The organism is Lactobacillus sp. ESL0677, assembly GCF_029392875.1.
GTDB lineage: Bacteria > Bacillota > Bacilli > Lactobacillales > Lactobacillaceae > Lactobacillus.
Map to the genome: position 1 here is coordinate 1,595,144 of NZ_CP113946.1, position 18,113 is coordinate 1,613,256.

Genomic DNA, 18,113 nt, shown 5'->3' on the forward strand with positions numbered 1-18,113 from the left:
CTTAATCTTTCTTAGCACCGTACTTAGAACGGCCTTGTTTTCTGCCATCAACACCAGCAGTATCAAGGGCACCACGAATAATATGGTAACGTACACCAGGAAGGTCCTTTACACGACCACCACGGATTAAAACAACCGAGTGCTCTTGCAAGTTGTGACCTTCACCTGGGATATAAGCAGTAACTTCGATTAAGTTAGAAAGACGAACACGAGCATACTTACGTAAAGCTGAGTTTGGCTTCTTTGGTGTCATAGTACCAACACGAGTTGCAACACCACGCATTTGTGGAGCTGGGTTGAATACTAATTCTTTCTTCATACTGTTGTAGCCGTAGCTTAAAGCTGGTGACTTTGATTTAGTCGTCTTTGAGTGACGGCCTTTTCTTACCAATTGGTTAATAGTTGGCATTAACTTTTTCCTCCTAAAAAAACTGTTTATTCTGTTCACACATCCAGGAGTTTCTTTTTTAGATCCTGAACTATCTTCAAAACATACAAAGACTATTGTACTCGTTTTTAAAGATAAATCAATCTTTATTCGTTTAAAAGTTAGTGTCAACTTTTTGTGGGTAATAAACTTTAAGCCTTTACCTGCTGCTATTTGTAGTTTTCGCTTTTAAATTATTTGCTCGGGTAAATCAAATATCTGCCCGCCATTAATGATCCCTTGATTCCAATAATGTGTCTTGGCCGTTTCGCCAAAGTCTGCTTGAAAATACTCATAATACGGTCTGTTCTTTGCCTTAAAACGATGGTCTACTTGCCTAATTCTTTGCTCTTTAGCAGCTTTTCGTTGCTCGTTAAGCAAATATTGGCTAATATCGCCGCCATTTAACTGGAAGATAATGCTTCTGGCTACACTTTCAGCTCCTACCTTACTCCAGCCCATTGGTCTTGAACTCAGCCGCTCTGACAAATAATGACTGATGTGGCCTTCAGCGGTGCAACGCTGATAAGCTGCTTCTTGCGTATTTAAAATTGCCTGCCAATTACCTAATAGATAAGTTTTAGCTTGGTTAAGAGCGGCAATTTGCGTTGATGTTAAGTCGGGATCACTAAAGCGAGTTTCAAAGTATAATTCTACTTTGTCCCGCTGACCGGTTAAAGCCCAATGATATAAGCGATAAGCAGCAGCTGCCTTAGTATTAACAGCGGCTTGACGGCAATACTTTAACAAATGAAAGCGATCCAAGACAAACTTACAGTTAGGTAAATATTTAGCGCCCGCCTTAATCCAAGGCGCGCCATCACCAGCAAGATAAAACTGCTTAGCTTGCGGATAATTAGCTTCTAAATAACATAGCACCTCGTCCCACAGTTGTTCATTGGCCATACCAGCATAAGTACCAGTAAAATATTTAGGCTTAATTAAGTGATGGCGCTTCTGGCTTTCATCATAGCCTTCGTGTAAGTACACTAACTTCATAAAATGGTTACTGCCATCTTGAAAGGCGACATGATCTTCATCTGCTTCTAAATAAACAATTTGCTTATTTCGTGCTTGCACCTGATCAGGTTGATTAGGCAATAGCTGGCCTGCACGATGAACAATATTCATGACTGTTGTTTTAGAATGGATTTCACTGTATTTAAGTAAATCAATGGCTGCCTGATAATGATATTTAGCTACGTTTTCTAAAACAGCCGCCTTAAAGCCTAAGGTCATCCGGCTATACTTGGTGAAAGCTAAGGCTTGATCAAGCCAAAAGAAATAATGTTGGTCTTGTTTATCTTGGTAATAAGTACGCTTAAAAGTTAATTGCCCATACAAAGTCTGCTTAATACATGTACGCATGGCTTTAACTTCATACTGCTTTTTGCGACTAGGCAACTGCTTATAACTAGCATCAAGCTGCTCAAGATAAGAACCAATTAGCTTTAAACCCCAATGGCGCAATTTCTGCATGAATGCTTCTAAGACATCATCGAAAGTAAGCTGACAGTCCAGCAGCTTATTAGTATCAGTAGTTAAATTATCTAACAAAAGCTGTAAATCTTGTAGTAAACTAGTCATATAGAAGAAAACCTTTCTGAATGTAAATTTTGTTCAAACTACATTTTAGCAGAAGGTTCTCTTCTATTTTTTATTTTCCCCACAAATACTTTACGCTAACCGTTTAAAAATTCAATTTTCGCGTACCTATTAATGAGGTAACAACATGAACTGGATTTATACACTAACTAATTTTTTAATCGGCACCTGCCTTGCATCCCATGCCGCTGTCGTTTGTGACCGTTGGGAAACTTCTGACTTTTTCTTAACTCGATCGCGTTGCAACATTTGCCAGACCGAACTCAGCATACTTGACGAATTGCCAGTGATTTCTTATCTTTGGCTTCATGGTAAATGCCGCTATTGCAGTCATTCAATCCCAATCAACTTGCCGGTGATTGAAATTTGCGGCGGGCTTGCCTTCAGCCAAATTGACTTCAGCCGAATTAATGGTTGGGCAACTACTATCCTGATTTTCAGTCTTCTACTTGCTGCCATCAGCGATTTTGAGAAACAAGAATTTCATTTGCTGATGCTTGCACCAGCCTTATGTCTAGCACTCTTCAAAAGTAAAGACCTACTTCACTTTCAATTTTTAGATTGTATAGAATTATTACCGATTTTACTATTATTGCTATTCTTCGTTTGGCAGCACAAATTGGGTAGTGGCGATTTGCTCATTTATCTTATCCTCGCTATCTACTTTAGCCCGCACACAGCAAACCTAACCTTTTTAATTGGCTCAGCATTATTAATTGTCCATTTTTACCTGAAAAAGCAAAAAGGGCAAAAGCAACAAGCCATTGCCTTTGTCCCCTATCTCTTTCTTGGACTAACTATTCAACTTTTATTCAAATAAAATAGCGTTCCTACTATTATATAGAAACGCTATTTATTTTTGAACTACTTTTGTGGTTCCTTAGCCTTGTCAGCTTCCTTCATCTTTTTCTCAATATCAGCGATTGAGTAAACAGATTGTGGCTTCTTAACATCAGCCTCAGGTTCCATATTACGGTAAATTGGAAGACCAGTACCAGCTGGAATAATCTTACCGATAATAACATTTTCTTTCAAACCAAGCAATGGATCGTTCTTGCCTCTGATTGATGCATCAGTCAGAACACGAGTTGTTTCCTGGAATGAGGCAGCTGACAAGAAACTATTAGTTTCAAGGGCAGCCTTAGTAATTCCCAAGATAACACTTTGTGCAGTAGCTGGGATACCACCAGAAATAATAACTGACTTGTTGCGTTCCTTAAAGTCACCAATATCCATTACAGCACCTGGCAATAAGTCAGTTTCGCCTGGATCAAGGATCCGAACTTTTTGCAACATTTGCCGAGTTAAGACTTCGACGTGCTTGTCAGAAATGTCTACCCCCTGCATTCTGTAGGCTTTTTGAACTTCAACTAAAATGTACTCTTCAGTTGTCAAGGTATCAGTTACTTGAATTAATTCCTTAGGATCAACAGAACCCAAAGTCAACTTGTCACCACGGTTAACAAAGTCACCTTCGGCAACAGCGACAGAAGCAGTATAAGGAATACTGTAACTTCTGGTATCAATCTTACCCTTAACAGTGATTTCACGCGTATGTTCAGCTGGGTTTTCTTGAATTGAATCAATGATACCATCAACTTCAGAAATGATTGCCCGACCTTTAGGGTTACGAGCTTCAAACAATTCTTGCACACGAGGAAGACCCTGAGTAATATCTTCAGCACCGGCAACCCCACCGTTGTGGAAAGTACGCAAAGTCAACTGTGTACCAGGTTCACCGATTGATTGAGCGGCAACAGTACCAACTGCTTCACCGACTTCAACTTCTTCACCAGTAGCCAAGTTCATTCCGTAACACTTACGACAAACACCGTGAGGTGTATCACAGATCAGGATTGAACGAATCTTGACATCAGTAACACCAGCATCACAAATCTTGTGAGCTAAGTTTTCATCCATCATTTCATTTGGACCAGCAAGTACTTCACCAGTCTTAGGATCCTTAACAGTTTCAGCAGTGAAACGACCAAGCAAACGATCGTACAAAGGCTCGATTAATTCGTCACCTTCCATGATGGCGTGAACGTGAATGCCACGATCAGTACCACAATCGTCTTCACGAATAATAACATCCTGAGCAACATCAACTAACCGCCGTGTCAAGTAACCTGACTGAGCAGTCTTCAAGGCCGTATCAGTCATTCCCTTACGGGCACCGTGAGTGGACATGAACAATTCCAAAACTGACAAACCTTCCTTGAAGTTTGACGTAACAGGAATTTCAAACAACCCACCGTTAGGAGTGGCCATCAAGCCACGCATTCCGGCTAACTGTGTAAAGTTAGAAATGTTACCACGGGCACCAGAGTCGGCCATGATTGTAATTGGATTACGTGGATCATAAATCTGCGCAATTTCGTTTTGAACTTGATCCTTACATTCATTCCAAATGCTAATAACCCGATCGTGCCGCTCTTGCTCAGTAATCAAGCCACGTCTAAATTGTTTAGAAACAACATCAACTTGCTTGTGTGCCTTAGCAACCTTTTCGTCCTTATCATTAATTTCTGGAACATCAGTCATCCCAATGGTAATTCCGGAAGTAGTTGAGCTAGTGTAGCCTAACTTCTTCAAATCATCAAGGTATTCTGAGGTTCTTTGAACCTTGTAATACTTGTAAATTGTCGCAATTGAATCAGACAAAAATGACTTCTTGAATGGTGTTGCAACTAATTCGTCACCAACACTGTCAATCTTTTCATGAATGTCTTCACCAGGTTCTAAGAAGTACTTAGGTGCTAGTGGATTGTTCAAGTTTTCTTCGGTTGGCTCATTAATGTAGAAGTAATCTTCTGGTGTAATTTGGTTAAAAATTACTCGACCATAAGTGGTAATGAAAATACCATGTTCATAACCCTTAGGCCATGATTTCTTCGGCATTGAATCAGCTGACATACCAATGATTGTATGGTAGTGAATATCACCATTATTGTATGCAACTGTAGCTTCTGCAGGTGAGTTGAAAATCATACCTTCACCCTCACGACCACGTTCAGCCTGAGTTAACCAGTAGTTACCCAACACGATATCCTGTGAAGGTGTAACGATTGGCTTACCATCTTTTGGTGCCAAGATATGATGCGCAGCTAACATCAACAACCGTGATTCAGCAACAGCTTCATCTGATAATGGAACGTGGATAGCCATTTGGTCCCCATCGAAGTCGGCATTGTAAGCTTCACAAGCTAATGGGTGCAAACGGATTGATTTACCTGGAACCAAAACTGGTTCGAAGGCTTGGATACTCAAACGGTGCAAAGTAGGGGCACGGTTTAACAGAACCGTTCTTTCCTTAATTACATCTTCCAATACATCCCAGACATCATCGTCTTCACGATCAATCTTACGCTTAGCACTCTTAATGTTAGAAGCAATCTTACGCTTAACTAATTCGTGCATTACGAATGGCTTGAACAATTCCAGCGCCATTGGCCGCGGAACACCACATTGATAGAATTTCAATTTCGGTGAAACGTCAATAACCGAACGACCTGAATAGTCAACACGCTTACCAAGCAAGTTTTGACGGAAACGTCCTTGCTTACCTTTAAGCATGTGTGACAATGACTTCAATGGTCGGTTACCTGGTCCAACAACTGGACGACCACGACGGCCATTATCAATCAAAGCATCGACAGCTTCTTGCAACATCCGCTTTTCGTTTTGCACGATAATGTTTGGTGCGTTTAAGTCAAGCAATCTCTTCAACCGGTTATTCCGGTTAATTACCCGGCGGTAAAGGTCATTCAAGTCGGAGGTCGCAAACCGGCCACCTTCTAGTTGAACCATTGGCCGTAAGTCCGGCGGGATAACTGGAACGGCATCAATAACCATCCATTCAGGTTTATTGCCTGAATCTTTGAAGGCATCTAAAATATCTAGACGTCTAATTGCCCGTGTCCGTTTTTGACCAGTTGCAGTTTCCAATTCTTTCTTTAAATCGGTAACTTCCTTAGCCAAATCAACTTTCCGTAATAAATCACGGATAGCTTCAGCACCCATCTTGGCAACAAAGCGACTACCGAATTTTGCCTTTTGTTCACGATATTCAGCTTCAGTCATTAATTGCTTAAATTCAAGGTCAGTGTCACCCGGATCGATTACGATATAAGCCGCAAAATAAATTACTTCTTCTAGTAATCTTGGTGACATATCAAGAATTAATCCCATCCGTGATGGAATACCCTTAAAGTACCAGATATGAGTAACAGGAGCAGCCAACTCAATGTGGCCCATCCGCTCTCTTCTAACTTTGGCAGAGGTGACTTCAACCCCACAGCGATCACAAACGATCCCGCGGTAACGAACACCCTTATATTTACCACATGCACAAGCCCAGTCTTTCGTTGGCCCGAAAATTCTTTCATCAAACAAACCGTCTTTTTCTGGCTTTAAAGTACGGTAGTTAATTGTTTCTGGCTTCTTAACTTCACCGTATGACCAGCTGCGGATCTTGTTAGGTGATGCAAGGCCAATTTGCATGCTTTCAAACTTATTTACATCGATCAAAAGTTTAACCCCCTACTTATTTAGAAATCTTGTTGTCATCGTCAGATTCGTCAATGGCAGTTTCAGTCTTCTTGACTTCCTTAACTAGCTCGTCTTCACCATCAGATTTGGCAGTTTCTTCGGCTAACTTCTTCTTTTGTTGCTCTTCAGCCATCTTCGACAAAGTATCAATATTCAAATGTTCATTTGAATCATCATCCATGTCACGTAATTCAATTTCATTATGATCCATGTCAAGAACGCGAATGTCCAATCCTAATGATTGTAATTCCTTAACAAGAACACGGAATGATTCTGGAACACCTGGCTTAGGAATTCTTTCACCCTTAACAATTGCTTCGTATGCCTTTACACGACCAACAACATCATCTGACTTGTAAGTCAAAATTTCTTGCAGAGTGTACGCAGCACCGTAAGCTTCAAGAGCCCAAACTTCCATTTCACCAAAACGCTGACCACCAAATTGTGCTTTACCACCAAGAGGTTGTTGCGTAACAAGTGAGTAAGGCCCAATTGAACGAGCGTGAATCTTATCGTCAACCATGTGAGTCAACTTCAGATAGTGCATGATCCCAACTGAAACCCGGTTGTGGAATGGTTCACCTGTACGACCATCGTAAAGAACAGTCTTACCGTCTTTATCGATTCCGGCTTGGTGAACTGTGTCCCAAACATCATCTTCACTAGCACCATCAAATACTGGTGTTGCAACGTGAATACCTAAGCTATTTGCAGCCCAGCCCAAGTGTAATTCCAAAAGCTGACCAATGTTCATACGCGAAGGAACACCCATTGGGTTCAAACAAATATCAACTGGTGTACCATCTGGCAAGTATGGCATATCTTCTTCTGGAACAACTGCAGCAACCGTACCTTTGTTACCGTGACGACCGGACATCTTATCTCCGACTTGGATCTTACGCTTCTGGGCAATGTAAATTCTAACCAAGGTGTTAACACCTGGTGATAATTCGTCGCCCTTTTCACGAGTATAAACCTTAACGTCGCGAACAATTCCGCCGCCGCCGTGAGGTACCCGCAAAGAAGTATCTCGAACTTCACGTGCCTTTTCACCAAAGATAGCGTGCAATAATCTTTCTTCAGCTGATAACTCAGTCACACCCTTAGGTGTAACTTTACCAACCAAAATGTCGCCATCGTGAACTTCAGCACCGATGCGGATAATTCCTTCGCCATCGAGGTCCTTTAACGCATCTTCACCAACGTTTGGCAATTCACGTGTAATTTCCTCTGGACCTAGCTTAGTGTCACGAGCTTCAGATTCGTAATCTTCAATACTGATTGAGGTGTATACATCATCCTTAACAAGTCGTTCTGACAACATAATTGAGTCTTCATAGTTGTACATGTTCCAAGTCATGAAGGCAATTACTGGGTTTTGACCCAAAGCTAATTCGCCGTGATCCATTGTTGGACCGTTAGCAATAACTTCGCCTTCAACAACTTCATCACCTAACTTAACGTTTGGTGTTTGGTTATACGACTTCGAGTTGTTTGACCGACGGTACTTTTCAAGAACGTATTCGTCCAAAGTACTATCAGCACGCCTAATTCGAATAGAGTTAGCATCAACATATTCAACTTTACCTGCAGCCTTAGCAATTAAAGCAGCACCAGAATCGTGAGCAGCACGATATTCCATCCCAGTTCCAACAAGAGAACTATGCGGATTAATTAACGGCGCAGCCTGACGTTGCTGGTTAGCACCCATCAAAGCCCGGTTAGAGTCATCGTTTTCAAGGAATGGGATACATGCAGAAGCAACAGACACAACTTGCTTAGGAATAACGTCCATGTAGTCAATCTTATCTGGACTAACTTCGACGTTGTCCTCCTTTGAACGAGCCAAAATCAATTCATCTTTAAATGAACCATCTGGATTAAGCGGTGTGTTAGCTCCGGCAATAATATAGTTATCTTCAACATCGGCTGTTAAGTAGTCAATCTTGTCAGTAACCTTGTGGGTCTTCCAAGAAACGCGACGATATGGTGTTTCAATAAAGCCATACTTGTTAATCACAGCGTATGTTGCCAAAGAGTTAATCAAACCAATGTTTGGACCTTCTGGCGTTTCAATCGGACATAAACGACCATATTGGGTATAGTGCACATCCCGAACTTCGTATCCGGCACGGTCACGTGTTAAACCACCAGGCCCTAGGGCAGACATCCGACGCTTGTGCGTTAATTCCCCCAGCGGGTTATGTTGATCCATGAACTGTGACAGTTGCGAGGAACCAAAGAATTCCTTGATGCTGGCAACGATTGGACGAATGTTAATTAATTGTTGAGGCGTAACAGTTGATGGGTCTTGAATTGACATTCTTTCCCGAACAACACGTTCCATTCTCGCTAAACCAATTCTGAATTGATTTTGCAATAATTCACCGACTCGACGAATACGACGGTTACCTAAGTGGTCAATATCATCAACATTGCCAATTTCATCTTGTAATAACAAGAAGTAATTGATTGAAGCCAAAACATCAGCAGGTGTTAAGTACTTAACACTCTTGTCAATGTGACCATTGGACATCATCTTGACAACACGTTCTGGATTTACCTTTGAGTAAACCTTGATTTCTTGAACATTAATTGGATCTGGCAGAACACCTTCCTTAGATGGTTCATAAGTAACCATTTTGAAGTCATCGCGGTCAAGGTACTTCTCTAAAGTATCCATTACTTCATGAGTAACAACAGTACCCTTCTTAGCAATAATTTCACCAGTGTCAGGATCAGCCAAAGTTTCAGCTAACGTTTGACCGTATAAACGGTTCTTCAATGATAACTTCTTGTTGACCTTGTAACGACCAACTGAAGCCAAGTCGTAACGACGCGGATCAAAGAAACGAGCATAAAGTAGAGACCGTGAAGAATCCGTTGTCTTCGGCTCACCAGGACGTAATCTTTCATAAACATCCTTTAATGCTTCTGCAACTCGTGAGTCAGCAGGGTTCTTATGTACATCCTTATCCAAAGTGAATTGTAAAGTATCACTTTGACCAAACACATCTAAAATATCACCGTCTGAGCCAATCCCCATTGCTCTGATTAATACAGTCAAAGGCAACTTACGAGTCCGGTCAACACGAACATATGAGATATTCTTAGCATCAGTTTCAAATTCAAGCCATGCCCCACGGTTAGGAATGACAGTTGTGCCAAAGATTTGGCGGCCATTCTTATCATAGTCACCTGAGTAATAAACACTTGGCGATCTAACTAACTGTGAAACAATAACTCTTTCGGCACCGTTAATAATGAATGAACCAGATTCAGTCATTAATGGTAAATCGCCAAAGAAAACATCTTGGGTCTTAATTTCACCGGTTTTTTGGTTAGTTAACTTCAAAGTAACGTGCATTGGTGCTGAATAAGTCGCATCATGATCACGGGCTTCATCAACGGTGTACTTAGGCTTTTGTAATTTATAACCCATGTATTCCAAAGAAAGCTTACCTGAGAAGTCACTAATTGGCATAATGTCGTCAAAGACTTCCTTAATACCTTCATCCAAAAACCACTTATATGATTCGGTTTGAACATCAGTCAAGTTAGGTAGTTTCAGCACTTCTTTAATCCGTGAAAAACTACGTCTTGTACGGTGTTTACCATAGTTCACTACGTGTCCATTTAACAAGGAGAAAACATCCTTTCTGTTAGAGAAAGCAAATATTACATTTCATTTACAAATTCAAAAGGCTGGAATTTTAAGCATAAAAAAGACAAAAACAACATTGTCGTTTTTGTCTTTTATTATTCTGCTGGACAATATATCAGCAAAATTCTGAACTTCAGCCTTTTTAATCACGCTTAAATATAACAAAATTTGCCTATTCTGTCAACTAATTTAGTTTATACCAACTAATTCTGCATCAACTGCTTTAACAACTTCAAACTTCAGCTTGTCATGATTGCTGCCAATCTTGAGTAAATCGCCAGCTTGCAGTGCACCTTTAATCAGCATTGAAGCAACTTCATCTTCAACATCAGTCTGAATTGCTCGTCTAAGCGGCCGAGCACCCATTTCTGGATTATAACCATCCTTGGCAATTTTATCCATTGCTGCTCGGGATAACTTAAGCTGAATACCCTTTTTAGCTAATCTATCGATTAACTTGCGCGTTAAGAGCGTAACGATTTGCCGCAATTGGCTAGCATTCAATTCATCAAAAATAATTGTCTCGTCAATTCGGTTCAAGAATTCTGGTCTGAAGAATTGCTTGAGTGCCTGCTTAACCCGTTCACGCCGCATCTTAATTTGGCTAGAATTATCGGCATTAAAGCCAACTGCCTGGGTTTCAAATAGTGAACGCGAACCTAGGTTAGAAGTCATAATGATAATTGTATTCCGGAAGTCAATTTTTCTTCCCTTAGAATCGGTTAAAAAGCCGTCATCAAGAACCTGCAATAACAAGTTAAACACGTCAGGATGTGCCTTCTCAACTTCATCAAGCAGAACAACTGAATATGGGTGACGTCTCACCTTTTCGGACAGCTGACCGCCCTCATCGTAGCCAACGTAGCCGGGAGCCGAACCAATTAACTTGCTGCTGGCAATCTGATCCATATATTCAGACATATCAATTCTGATTAAATTATTTTCTGAGCCAAACATTGCAGCCGCAATCGCTTTTGCCAGCTCGGTCTTGCCAACACCAGTTGGTCCTAAAAATAAGAATGAGCCAATCGGACGATTTTCATCCTTAATCCCGCTGCGGCTGCGGCGAACTGCCCGACTAACTGCTGAAACTGCCTTGTCCTGACCGATAATGCGGCGGTGCAAATCATTTTCAAGGTTGGCTAACTGCTTCAACTCGTTTCGGTTCATTTGCGTAACCGGAACGCCAGTCCAATTAGATACCACTTTAGCAATATCTTCCGACTTGACCACAGCTTTACTGTCAACTTTTTCTTCCAGTCGATTAGCCAGCTTGTCCCGCTTCAATTGCAAACTGTTTTGTCGGTCTTGCAGCTTAGCAGCTTCAACAAAGTTCTGGTTGACAGCTGCCTGATTCTTTTGATCAATTACCTGCTTAATTTGGTCATTAACCTGCATTAACTGATTGTCAGGCGCCTTGTTCGTCTTAATCTTAACTGCAGCACCGGCCTCATCAATCAAGTCAATTGCCTTGTCAGGCAAATAACGGTTAGAGATATAGCGACTGGACAAATCCACCGCATCCTCTAGAGCAGCCTTAGTAAATTTAACATGGTGGAATTTTTCATATTTAGCTTGTAAGCCAGTTAAAATTGCTAGTGATTCTGCTCGTGAAGGTTCATTGAGTCGAACTTGTTGGAAGCGGCGGGCTAAAGCCTGATCCTTTTCCACATACTTTTGGTATTCATCAAAAGTTGTTGCCCCAATCATTTGAATGTCACCGCGAGCAAGTGATGGCTTCAAAATATTAGCTGCATCAATTGAGCCTTCGGCGCCACCAGCACCGATTAAGGTATGCATTTCGTCAACAAAAAGAATAATTTTACCATCTTTGGTAATTTCTTTAATAATCTTCTTCATACGGTCTTCAAACTCACCGCGGTACTTGGTTCCAGCTACTAAGCCGCCCAAATCAAGCGAAATTACCCGCTTATTTAATAAGTCATGTGGTGCCTTTTTATTCACGATCGCCGTTGCGATTGCTTCAGCAACCGCTGTTTTACCCACACCGGGTTCCCCAATTAAGACCGGATTATTCTTAGTGCGCCGCGATAGGATTTCAATTACTCGAGCAATCTCTTGATCGCGACCAATCACTGGATCAATCTGTCCGTTTTCTGCACGTTCATTTAAATTAACCGAAACTTGGTCTAAAGTCGGCGTCGTGCTCTTAGGCTTATTATTTATTTCAGTTGGTGCTGCACCAAACCAATCATTATCAATTTCTGAGTTGTCCTCTTGACCAAGGCTGCGCTGAGCATCATCTCGCAAACCTTGAATATTAATATTCAGATTACGCAAAATAGTCGCTGCTAAAACTTGCTCACTAGAAATTAGCCCAAGCAAAATATGACTAGTCTTAACCTCGTTTGAACCACCACGCTCTGCTAATGTGCCAGCATATGCTAATGCCATGCTCAAACGCGGTGACATCTCCATATAACTAGTTTTAGCAGCAGAGCCATAACCAGTATAGCGCTCAATTTCTTCGCGAATAGCGGTAGGTGTAGCTCCCCAAGCCCGCAAATCCTTGCCGGCTTCGCCATCTGATTCAATCACCATCGCAAGCAGTACATGTTCAGTACCAATTAAGCGATGATGAAAATTCTGTGCTTGTTCACGTGCAATCTCTAATACTTGATTTGCACTTTTACTGTAAGAGTTCTTCATCATAGCACCACCTTAAAATGACATGAATATTGGTAATCTCTTTAAAGCCAATTGTAAAACCACTTACTTTAAATGGTTACTGTTCATGTCAAAAACATTGCAATTATTATAGCAAAGACAATGTACTTACGCTAATATTCTTTATTATAATCATTTATAGATAACAAAAAAACTGTCCGTTACCGAACAGTTGCTTATCGGGAAAACAGGATTCGAACCTGCGACCTCTACGTCCCGAACGTAGCGCTCTACCAAGCTGAGCTATTTCCCGTTTCAATAAAAAGACTCACCCAAGCGGTGAGTCTTTTTATTATGAAGCGGAAGACGGGATTCGAACCCGCGACCCCCACCATGGCAAGGTGATGTTCTACCACTGAACTACTTCCGCAAGACATTTATTATTATAGCAAATGAATTTGATTTTGCAAACCTTTTTTGCAAGAAAAAAAGGAAATTCTTCGAAAAGAATTTCCTAATTGCCCAAAAAGGCTAATCTAACAGCTTATTTTGCAGAATTATTTTTTGCTTTTTTCTTTAAATCTTCTTGAACTTCACGGTCAACGTCTTCAACTTTTTCTGGACGCATGGTTGGGAACAACAAAACATCCCTAATTGCTGGCGCATCCGTTAAGAGCATTACCAACCGGTCAATTCCAATTCCAAGTCCACCTGTTGGCGGCATACCGTATTCCATTGCCCGCAGATAATCTTCATCAATCAAATCAGCTTCATCATTACCAGCTTCACGTTCAGCCATTTGTGCTTCAAAACGCTCGCGTTGATCAATTGGATCATTTAATTCGGAAAAGGCGTTACCGTACTCCTCACCCATAATATAAATTTCAAACCGGTCAGTGAAACGCGGATCGTCAGCATTTTTCTTAGCCAATGGTGAAATTTCAACCGGGTGACCATAAACAAAGGTGGGGTCAACAATGGTTTCTTCACAATACTTTTCAAAGAAAGCATTAATGATGTGACCAACTTTCCAGAAGCTTTCAACCTTAATGCCGTGATCTTCAGCAATCTTGATTGCTTCTTCAACGCTCATCTTCTTCCAGAAGTCAACGCCAGTCTTTTCCTTAATTAAGTCAACCATGTGTACACGACGATACGGCTTGCCTAAATCAATTTCTGTACCTTGGTAGGTAACTTTACCATCTGGTGAAACAACTTCAGCAGCGGCCCGAATAATGCCTTCTGCTTCATCCATTACATCGTGGAAGTCAAAGTAGGCACAATAAGTTTCCAGTTCTGTAAATTCTGGGTTATGGTGCGTATCAATACCTTCATTTCTGAAGACACGGCCGATTTCATAAACTCGTTCCATGTCCCCAACCATTAACCGCTTAAGTGGCAATTCCAAGGCAATCCGCATATAAAGGTCAATGTCAAGTGCATTATGGTGGGTTACGAATGGCCGTGCTTCTGCACCACCAGGAATATCGTGTAAGACTGGAGTTTCAACTTCCAAAAAGTCTTGTTTATTAAGATAATCACGAATGGCTTGAATAATTTGACTGCGGTGAACAAAACGCATGTAACTATCATGATTGGTAATCAAATCAAGATAACGTTGCCGATAAATCTGTTCAACATCCTTTAAGCCGTGAAACTTATCAGGAAGTGGTCGTAAAGCCTTGGACAAGAAAGTCACATGGGTTGCCCGAATAGTCAGCTCACCTGTGTCAGTCTTCATGACTTCACCATCAATTCCTAAGAAGTCACCAATATCTGACTTTTTAAAAATTTGGTAGTTGTCTTCGCCAACCATATCTTTTCTAACATAAATCTGAATCTTACCAGTACGGTCATAAAGATCAGCAAAACCAACTTTACCCTTACCACGCTTAGCAAGCATTCTACCTGCTACCCTGGTTTTAGGCATATCTTCGTTTAACTCATCCTTATCATCAGCGTGATACTTTTCATTTAAAGTTTGCGCTAAATCTTGCCGCTCAAATCTTCTCATGCCATATGGCTCAATGCCATGTTCACGTAATTCTGCCAACTTTTGGCGACGAACGATCAACTGATCATTCATTTCATTCTTTGCCAATTACTTTTCCTCCATTACTTTATTAACCACGCCGAGCTGTTTTTTGTGCTTGACGCTTCTCATAATCTTCAACAAAATTATCCAGCAAGTCGTAAACTTCTTGTGCTGTCCATACCTCATTTATTTTAGCACGGGTTCGTGCTGAACGGGGAACGCCCTTCAAATAATAAGCAGCCTGCTGTCTAAACTCAGGTACCGCAATTTTTTCACCCTTTAAGTCAACCAAGCCTTGCAATTGGTGTTTGGCAGTTGCTACCTTTTCGCGCACAGTTTGCGGTGTTAGGCGCTCACCGGTTGCCAAATAATGGGTCATATCTTTCAAAATCCACGGATTACCCAAGGCGGCCCGACCAACCATTACTGCTGTTGAGCCAATTTCCTTTAATGCCTTTTCAGCTAATTCCGGTGTTGCAATGTCACCGTTAGCAACAAATGGCACATCAAGCACTTGGGCAACATCATGCAACGTTTCCCAGTCCGCATGTCCCTGATACATCTGTTTGCGTGTTCTACCATGCATTGCTATCATGCTGGCACCAGCTTCTTGAGCCGCTAGTGCATTCTCTACAGCAAAAATATGCTTACGATCCCAGCCAATGCGCATCTTAACACTCACAGGTTTTGACACGTTTTGGACAACTGCATGCACCATTTGATAAATCTTGTTCGAATCAAGCAACCATTTAGAACCGGCATCCGTTTTTGTGATTTTGGGTACTGGACAACCCATATTAATATCAATGATATCAGCATCGGTATGCTGGTCAATGTACTGCGCCGCCTGCAGTAATGTCTCTTCAGTTCCCCCAAAAATCTGAATACTCATTGGGTGTTCACGCGGATCAACCTTCATCATCGACATTGTTTTTTTATTTCGATAAATGATTCCATGATCAGAAATCATCTCGCAAACAACCATTCCAGCGCCAAATTCTTTACAAATCATCCGAAATGCCGAATTTGAAACTCCAGCCATCGGTGCAACAACCACACGATTAGGAATGGTAATATCGCGAATCTTCCAACTATTATCCACCAAATCATCCTTTCAAATACTTTAACATCATAACAAAAAAGACTAAATCAGCAAAATTTCACGGTGTCAATCACTTAAAAGAATAACTTGCAGTTATCTTATTTTGCAATAAAGAAATTGCTAGGAGCTACCCGGTTGTAATAACGCAAGAAGGCTTTTTTGCTGCGATCATCAACTGAGAAGTTAATCACACCAGCATTTTGCGCCTCACCAACTAAGGAAATATGTGGAATCCCTAATACATTTTGAACTAGAGAACGTGAAGCAGTCCCATGAAATACAAGCAGCACCGATTCATTTTCATGTTTTTGCACTAAATCATGCCAAAAGTCCATCAACCGGTCAGCTAAATGTTGATAGCTCTCGCCGCTGCAATAGTCACTGTAATCTTCTGTAAAATATCCTAATTCATCAAAAGCTTGGGGAAATTTTTGCTTAATTTCAAGCGCATCTTTGCCATCCCAATTGCCATAATTCATTTCTTTTAAGCGGTCGTCAAGAATAATTTGGTGCTGACCGCGATCGATAATTTCAGCCGTTTGCTTTGCTCTTGTAAGTGGACTGGCATAAACACAATCAATCTGACTAATATCAAAACTGTCGCGCAAGGCTTCAACTTGCTTAATACCAGTTTCATTAAGTGGCAAGTCAGTAGCAGAACCATTAATTTTCAGGCTTTTATTTGTATCGGTTTCACCGTGACGCACAATATAGACATTTAACATGTTGTTACACTCCTTTTCATCTTTGCTCAACCCTTTTATTATAATCAAAATTGGTATTAACCGCACCCTGATTTTGAATTATACTTAAAAAATAATAGAAAGGATAATGGTTGATGAATTTTATCAAAATAATTACACTTAGCTGCCGCTTTTTATTAGAATGTGCAACAGTAATTGGCATCTTCAGCGGCACGTTTATTAAGCATGACTTTCTAAGCAAAATTACCTTTGCCGCAGTAGAAATCCTTATTTCCTTAGTCTGGTCGCGCTACGGCGCACCACACTCACCTCAAGCCCTGACTGGTATTGCCAAACTAATACTAGAAGTCATTGTTTATACCCTTGGCAGTAGCTGTTGGGTCATCATCTTTGGTAAATCCATTGGCAGCATCTATTCTGCAATTGCAGTAATTGACCTGATCTTAATGTACCTACTCAAAATTGAACAACTCTAATTTCACAGAAGACACCGACTTAATATTCTTTGTCTTCTTTTTTCTTTGCCAAAATATCCTTTAATTCAGCTTCCGTATAGTGATACTTATTCCCGCAGAAGCTGCAGGTTAATTCAGCACCATGATCCTCGGCAATCATCGACTGTAATTGCTCAACCTTAAGGGTTTCCAAAATATCAGCATATTTTCCCTTTGAGCAATCACACTTAAAAGCTACCGGTTCTTTTGCCAAAATCTTGCAGTCAGTTCCTAAAATCTTGCGAGCCAAGTCTTCGGGTGTCATCCCCGCCAAAAATGAAGTTGACAGCGCTGGCAAATCATCAATATGCTTAATCGTCTTGGTAATCAAACTGTCACTAGCTCCCGGCAAAGCTTGCAGCATAAAGCCACCAGCTTCACCGATTGTATTATTCGGATTAACAAAAACTGACAAACCAACTGCTGACGGAATTTGTTCTGACTTAGTGAGGTAGTAAGCAACGTCCTCGGCAATTTCACCAGACACAATTGGCACTTGACCCGTGTATGGTTCCTTTAAGCCCAAGTCTTTTGTGATTTCTAACCAGCCTTGACCAACAGCCTTTTTAACATCGATATGACCATCAGCACGTGGTGGCAAAGCAATGTGCGGATTTTTTACATAACCTTTGACTGTTAAGTCAGACTGGGCCGTAACTATTGTTGGACCAACTGGGCCATTGCCAAGTAAGCGCACCGTCAATTCTTCCTGATCAGTCAATTCGGCTCCCGCTAATAAGACACCAGCAACTAAGGTCCGCCCTAAAACAGCAGAAGACGCTGACCAAGTATCATGTCTGGTCTGAGCTTCTTGGACTAAATCCTTAGCCGTTACCGTTAATAACCGTAAATTTTTTGTTTTATCAATTGCCTTAATTAAATAATCGCTCATTTTAGTTCTCC

11 protein-coding genes and 2 tRNA genes are annotated in these 18,113 nt (G+C 41.1%); 2 read left to right on the plus strand and 11 right to left on the minus strand.

What is annotated here, in order from left to right; all coding sequences use genetic code 11:
• Nucleotide 1: 1 nt before the first annotated feature.
• Together rpsL and OZX76_RS07865 are read right to left on the minus strand one after the other, a co-directional pair.
• Nucleotides 2-409 (minus strand): 30S ribosomal protein S12, encoded by a 408-nt coding sequence (rpsL, locus tag OZX76_RS07860; RefSeq protein WP_277179273.1) that lies wholly within the window; start codon nucleotides 407-409, stop codon nucleotides 2-4.
• 207 nt (nucleotides 410-616) lie between these two features.
• Nucleotides 617-2,014 (minus strand): ISLre2 family transposase, encoded by a 1,398-nt coding sequence (locus OZX76_RS07865; RefSeq protein ID WP_277178302.1) that lies wholly within the window; start codon nucleotides 2,012-2,014, stop codon nucleotides 617-619.
• 145 nt (nucleotides 2,015-2,159) lie between these two features.
• Between OZX76_RS07865 and OZX76_RS07870 the strand changes: the two genes are divergently transcribed.
• Nucleotides 2,160-2,852, plus strand: a complete 693-nt coding sequence (locus OZX76_RS07870) for an A24 family peptidase (protein ID WP_277179274.1) — start codon at nucleotides 2,160-2,162, stop codon at nucleotides 2,850-2,852.
• A 44-nt stretch (nucleotides 2,853-2,896) separates the two neighbouring features.
• Here the strand turns inward: OZX76_RS07870 and rpoC are convergent, their stop codons facing one another.
• The 8 genes from rpoC to OZX76_RS07910 form a co-directional block, all read right to left on the minus strand.
• A complete protein-coding gene (gene rpoC, locus OZX76_RS07875; RefSeq protein WP_277179275.1) occupies nucleotides 2,897-6,562 on the minus strand; it encodes a DNA-directed RNA polymerase subunit beta' in 3,666 nt (1,221 codons plus the stop codon).
• Nucleotides 6,563-6,578: 16 nt separating this feature from the next.
• On the minus strand, nucleotides 6,579-10,226 hold the full coding sequence (gene rpoB / locus OZX76_RS07880; RefSeq protein WP_277179276.1) for a DNA-directed RNA polymerase subunit beta: 3,648 nt from the start codon (nucleotides 10,224-10,226) through the stop codon (nucleotides 6,579-6,581).
• Nucleotides 10,227-10,436: 210 nt separating this feature from the next.
• Nucleotides 10,437-12,917, minus strand: coding sequence for an ATP-dependent Clp protease ATP-binding subunit (locus OZX76_RS07885; protein WP_277181530.1), 2,481 nt, complete (start codon nucleotides 12,915-12,917; stop codon nucleotides 10,437-10,439).
• A 197-nt stretch (nucleotides 12,918-13,114) separates the two neighbouring features.
• A tRNA-Pro gene (locus OZX76_RS07890) sits at nucleotides 13,115-13,188 on the minus strand.
• A 45-nt stretch (nucleotides 13,189-13,233) separates the two neighbouring features.
• Nucleotides 13,234-13,305 (minus strand) — tRNA-Gly (locus OZX76_RS07895).
• 114 nt (nucleotides 13,306-13,419) lie between these two features.
• Complete coding sequence (gene lysS / locus OZX76_RS07900; protein WP_277179277.1) at nucleotides 13,420-14,976, minus strand: lysine--tRNA ligase; 1,557 nt, start codon at nucleotides 14,974-14,976, stop codon at nucleotides 13,420-13,422.
• Nucleotides 14,977-14,998: 22 nt separating this feature from the next.
• On the minus strand, nucleotides 14,999-16,012 hold the full coding sequence (dusB, locus tag OZX76_RS07905) for a tRNA dihydrouridine synthase DusB (RefSeq protein WP_277179278.1): 1,014 nt from the start codon (nucleotides 16,010-16,012) through the stop codon (nucleotides 14,999-15,001).
• A 98-nt stretch (nucleotides 16,013-16,110) separates the two neighbouring features.
• Nucleotides 16,111-16,737, minus strand: coding sequence for a histidine phosphatase family protein (locus tag OZX76_RS07910; RefSeq protein WP_277179279.1), 627 nt, complete (start codon nucleotides 16,735-16,737; stop codon nucleotides 16,111-16,113).
• A 113-nt stretch (nucleotides 16,738-16,850) separates the two neighbouring features.
• Between OZX76_RS07910 and OZX76_RS07915 the strand changes: the two genes are divergently transcribed.
• On the plus strand, nucleotides 16,851-17,192 hold the full coding sequence (locus OZX76_RS07915) for a DUF2568 domain-containing protein (RefSeq protein ID WP_277179280.1): 342 nt from the start codon (nucleotides 16,851-16,853) through the stop codon (nucleotides 17,190-17,192).
• 19 nt (nucleotides 17,193-17,211) lie between these two features.
• Here OZX76_RS07915 and hslO read toward each other — a convergent pair whose 3' ends face one another.
• Nucleotides 17,212-18,102 (minus strand): Hsp33 family molecular chaperone HslO, encoded by an 891-nt coding sequence (hslO, locus tag OZX76_RS07920; RefSeq protein WP_277179281.1) that lies wholly within the window; start codon nucleotides 18,100-18,102, stop codon nucleotides 17,212-17,214.
• Nucleotides 18,103-18,113: the final 11 nt, after the last annotated feature.

Coding starts and splice junctions, on each gene's coding strand:
- OZX76_RS07910 (WP_277179279.1), bottom strand. CDS start 16,737: ATGTTAAATGTCTATATTGTGCGTCACGGTGAAACCGATACAAATAAA.
- OZX76_RS07915 (WP_277179280.1), top strand. CDS start 16,851: ATGAATTTTATCAAAATAATTACACTTAGCTGCCGCTTTTTATTAGAA.
- rpsL (WP_277179273.1), bottom strand. CDS start 409: ATGCCAACTATTAACCAATTGGTAAGAAAAGGCCGTCACTCAAAGACG.
- OZX76_RS07885 (WP_277181530.1), bottom strand. CDS start 12,917: ATGAAGAACTCTTACAGTAAAAGTGCAAATCAAGTATTAGAGATTGCA.
- hslO (WP_277179281.1), bottom strand. CDS start 18,102: ATGAGCGATTATTTAATTAAGGCAATTGATAAAACAAAAAATTTACGG.
- OZX76_RS07870 (WP_277179274.1), top strand. CDS start 2,160: ATGAACTGGATTTATACACTAACTAATTTTTTAATCGGCACCTGCCTT.
- OZX76_RS07865 (WP_277178302.1), bottom strand. CDS start 2,014: ATGACTAGTTTACTACAAGATTTACAGCTTTTGTTAGATAATTTAACT.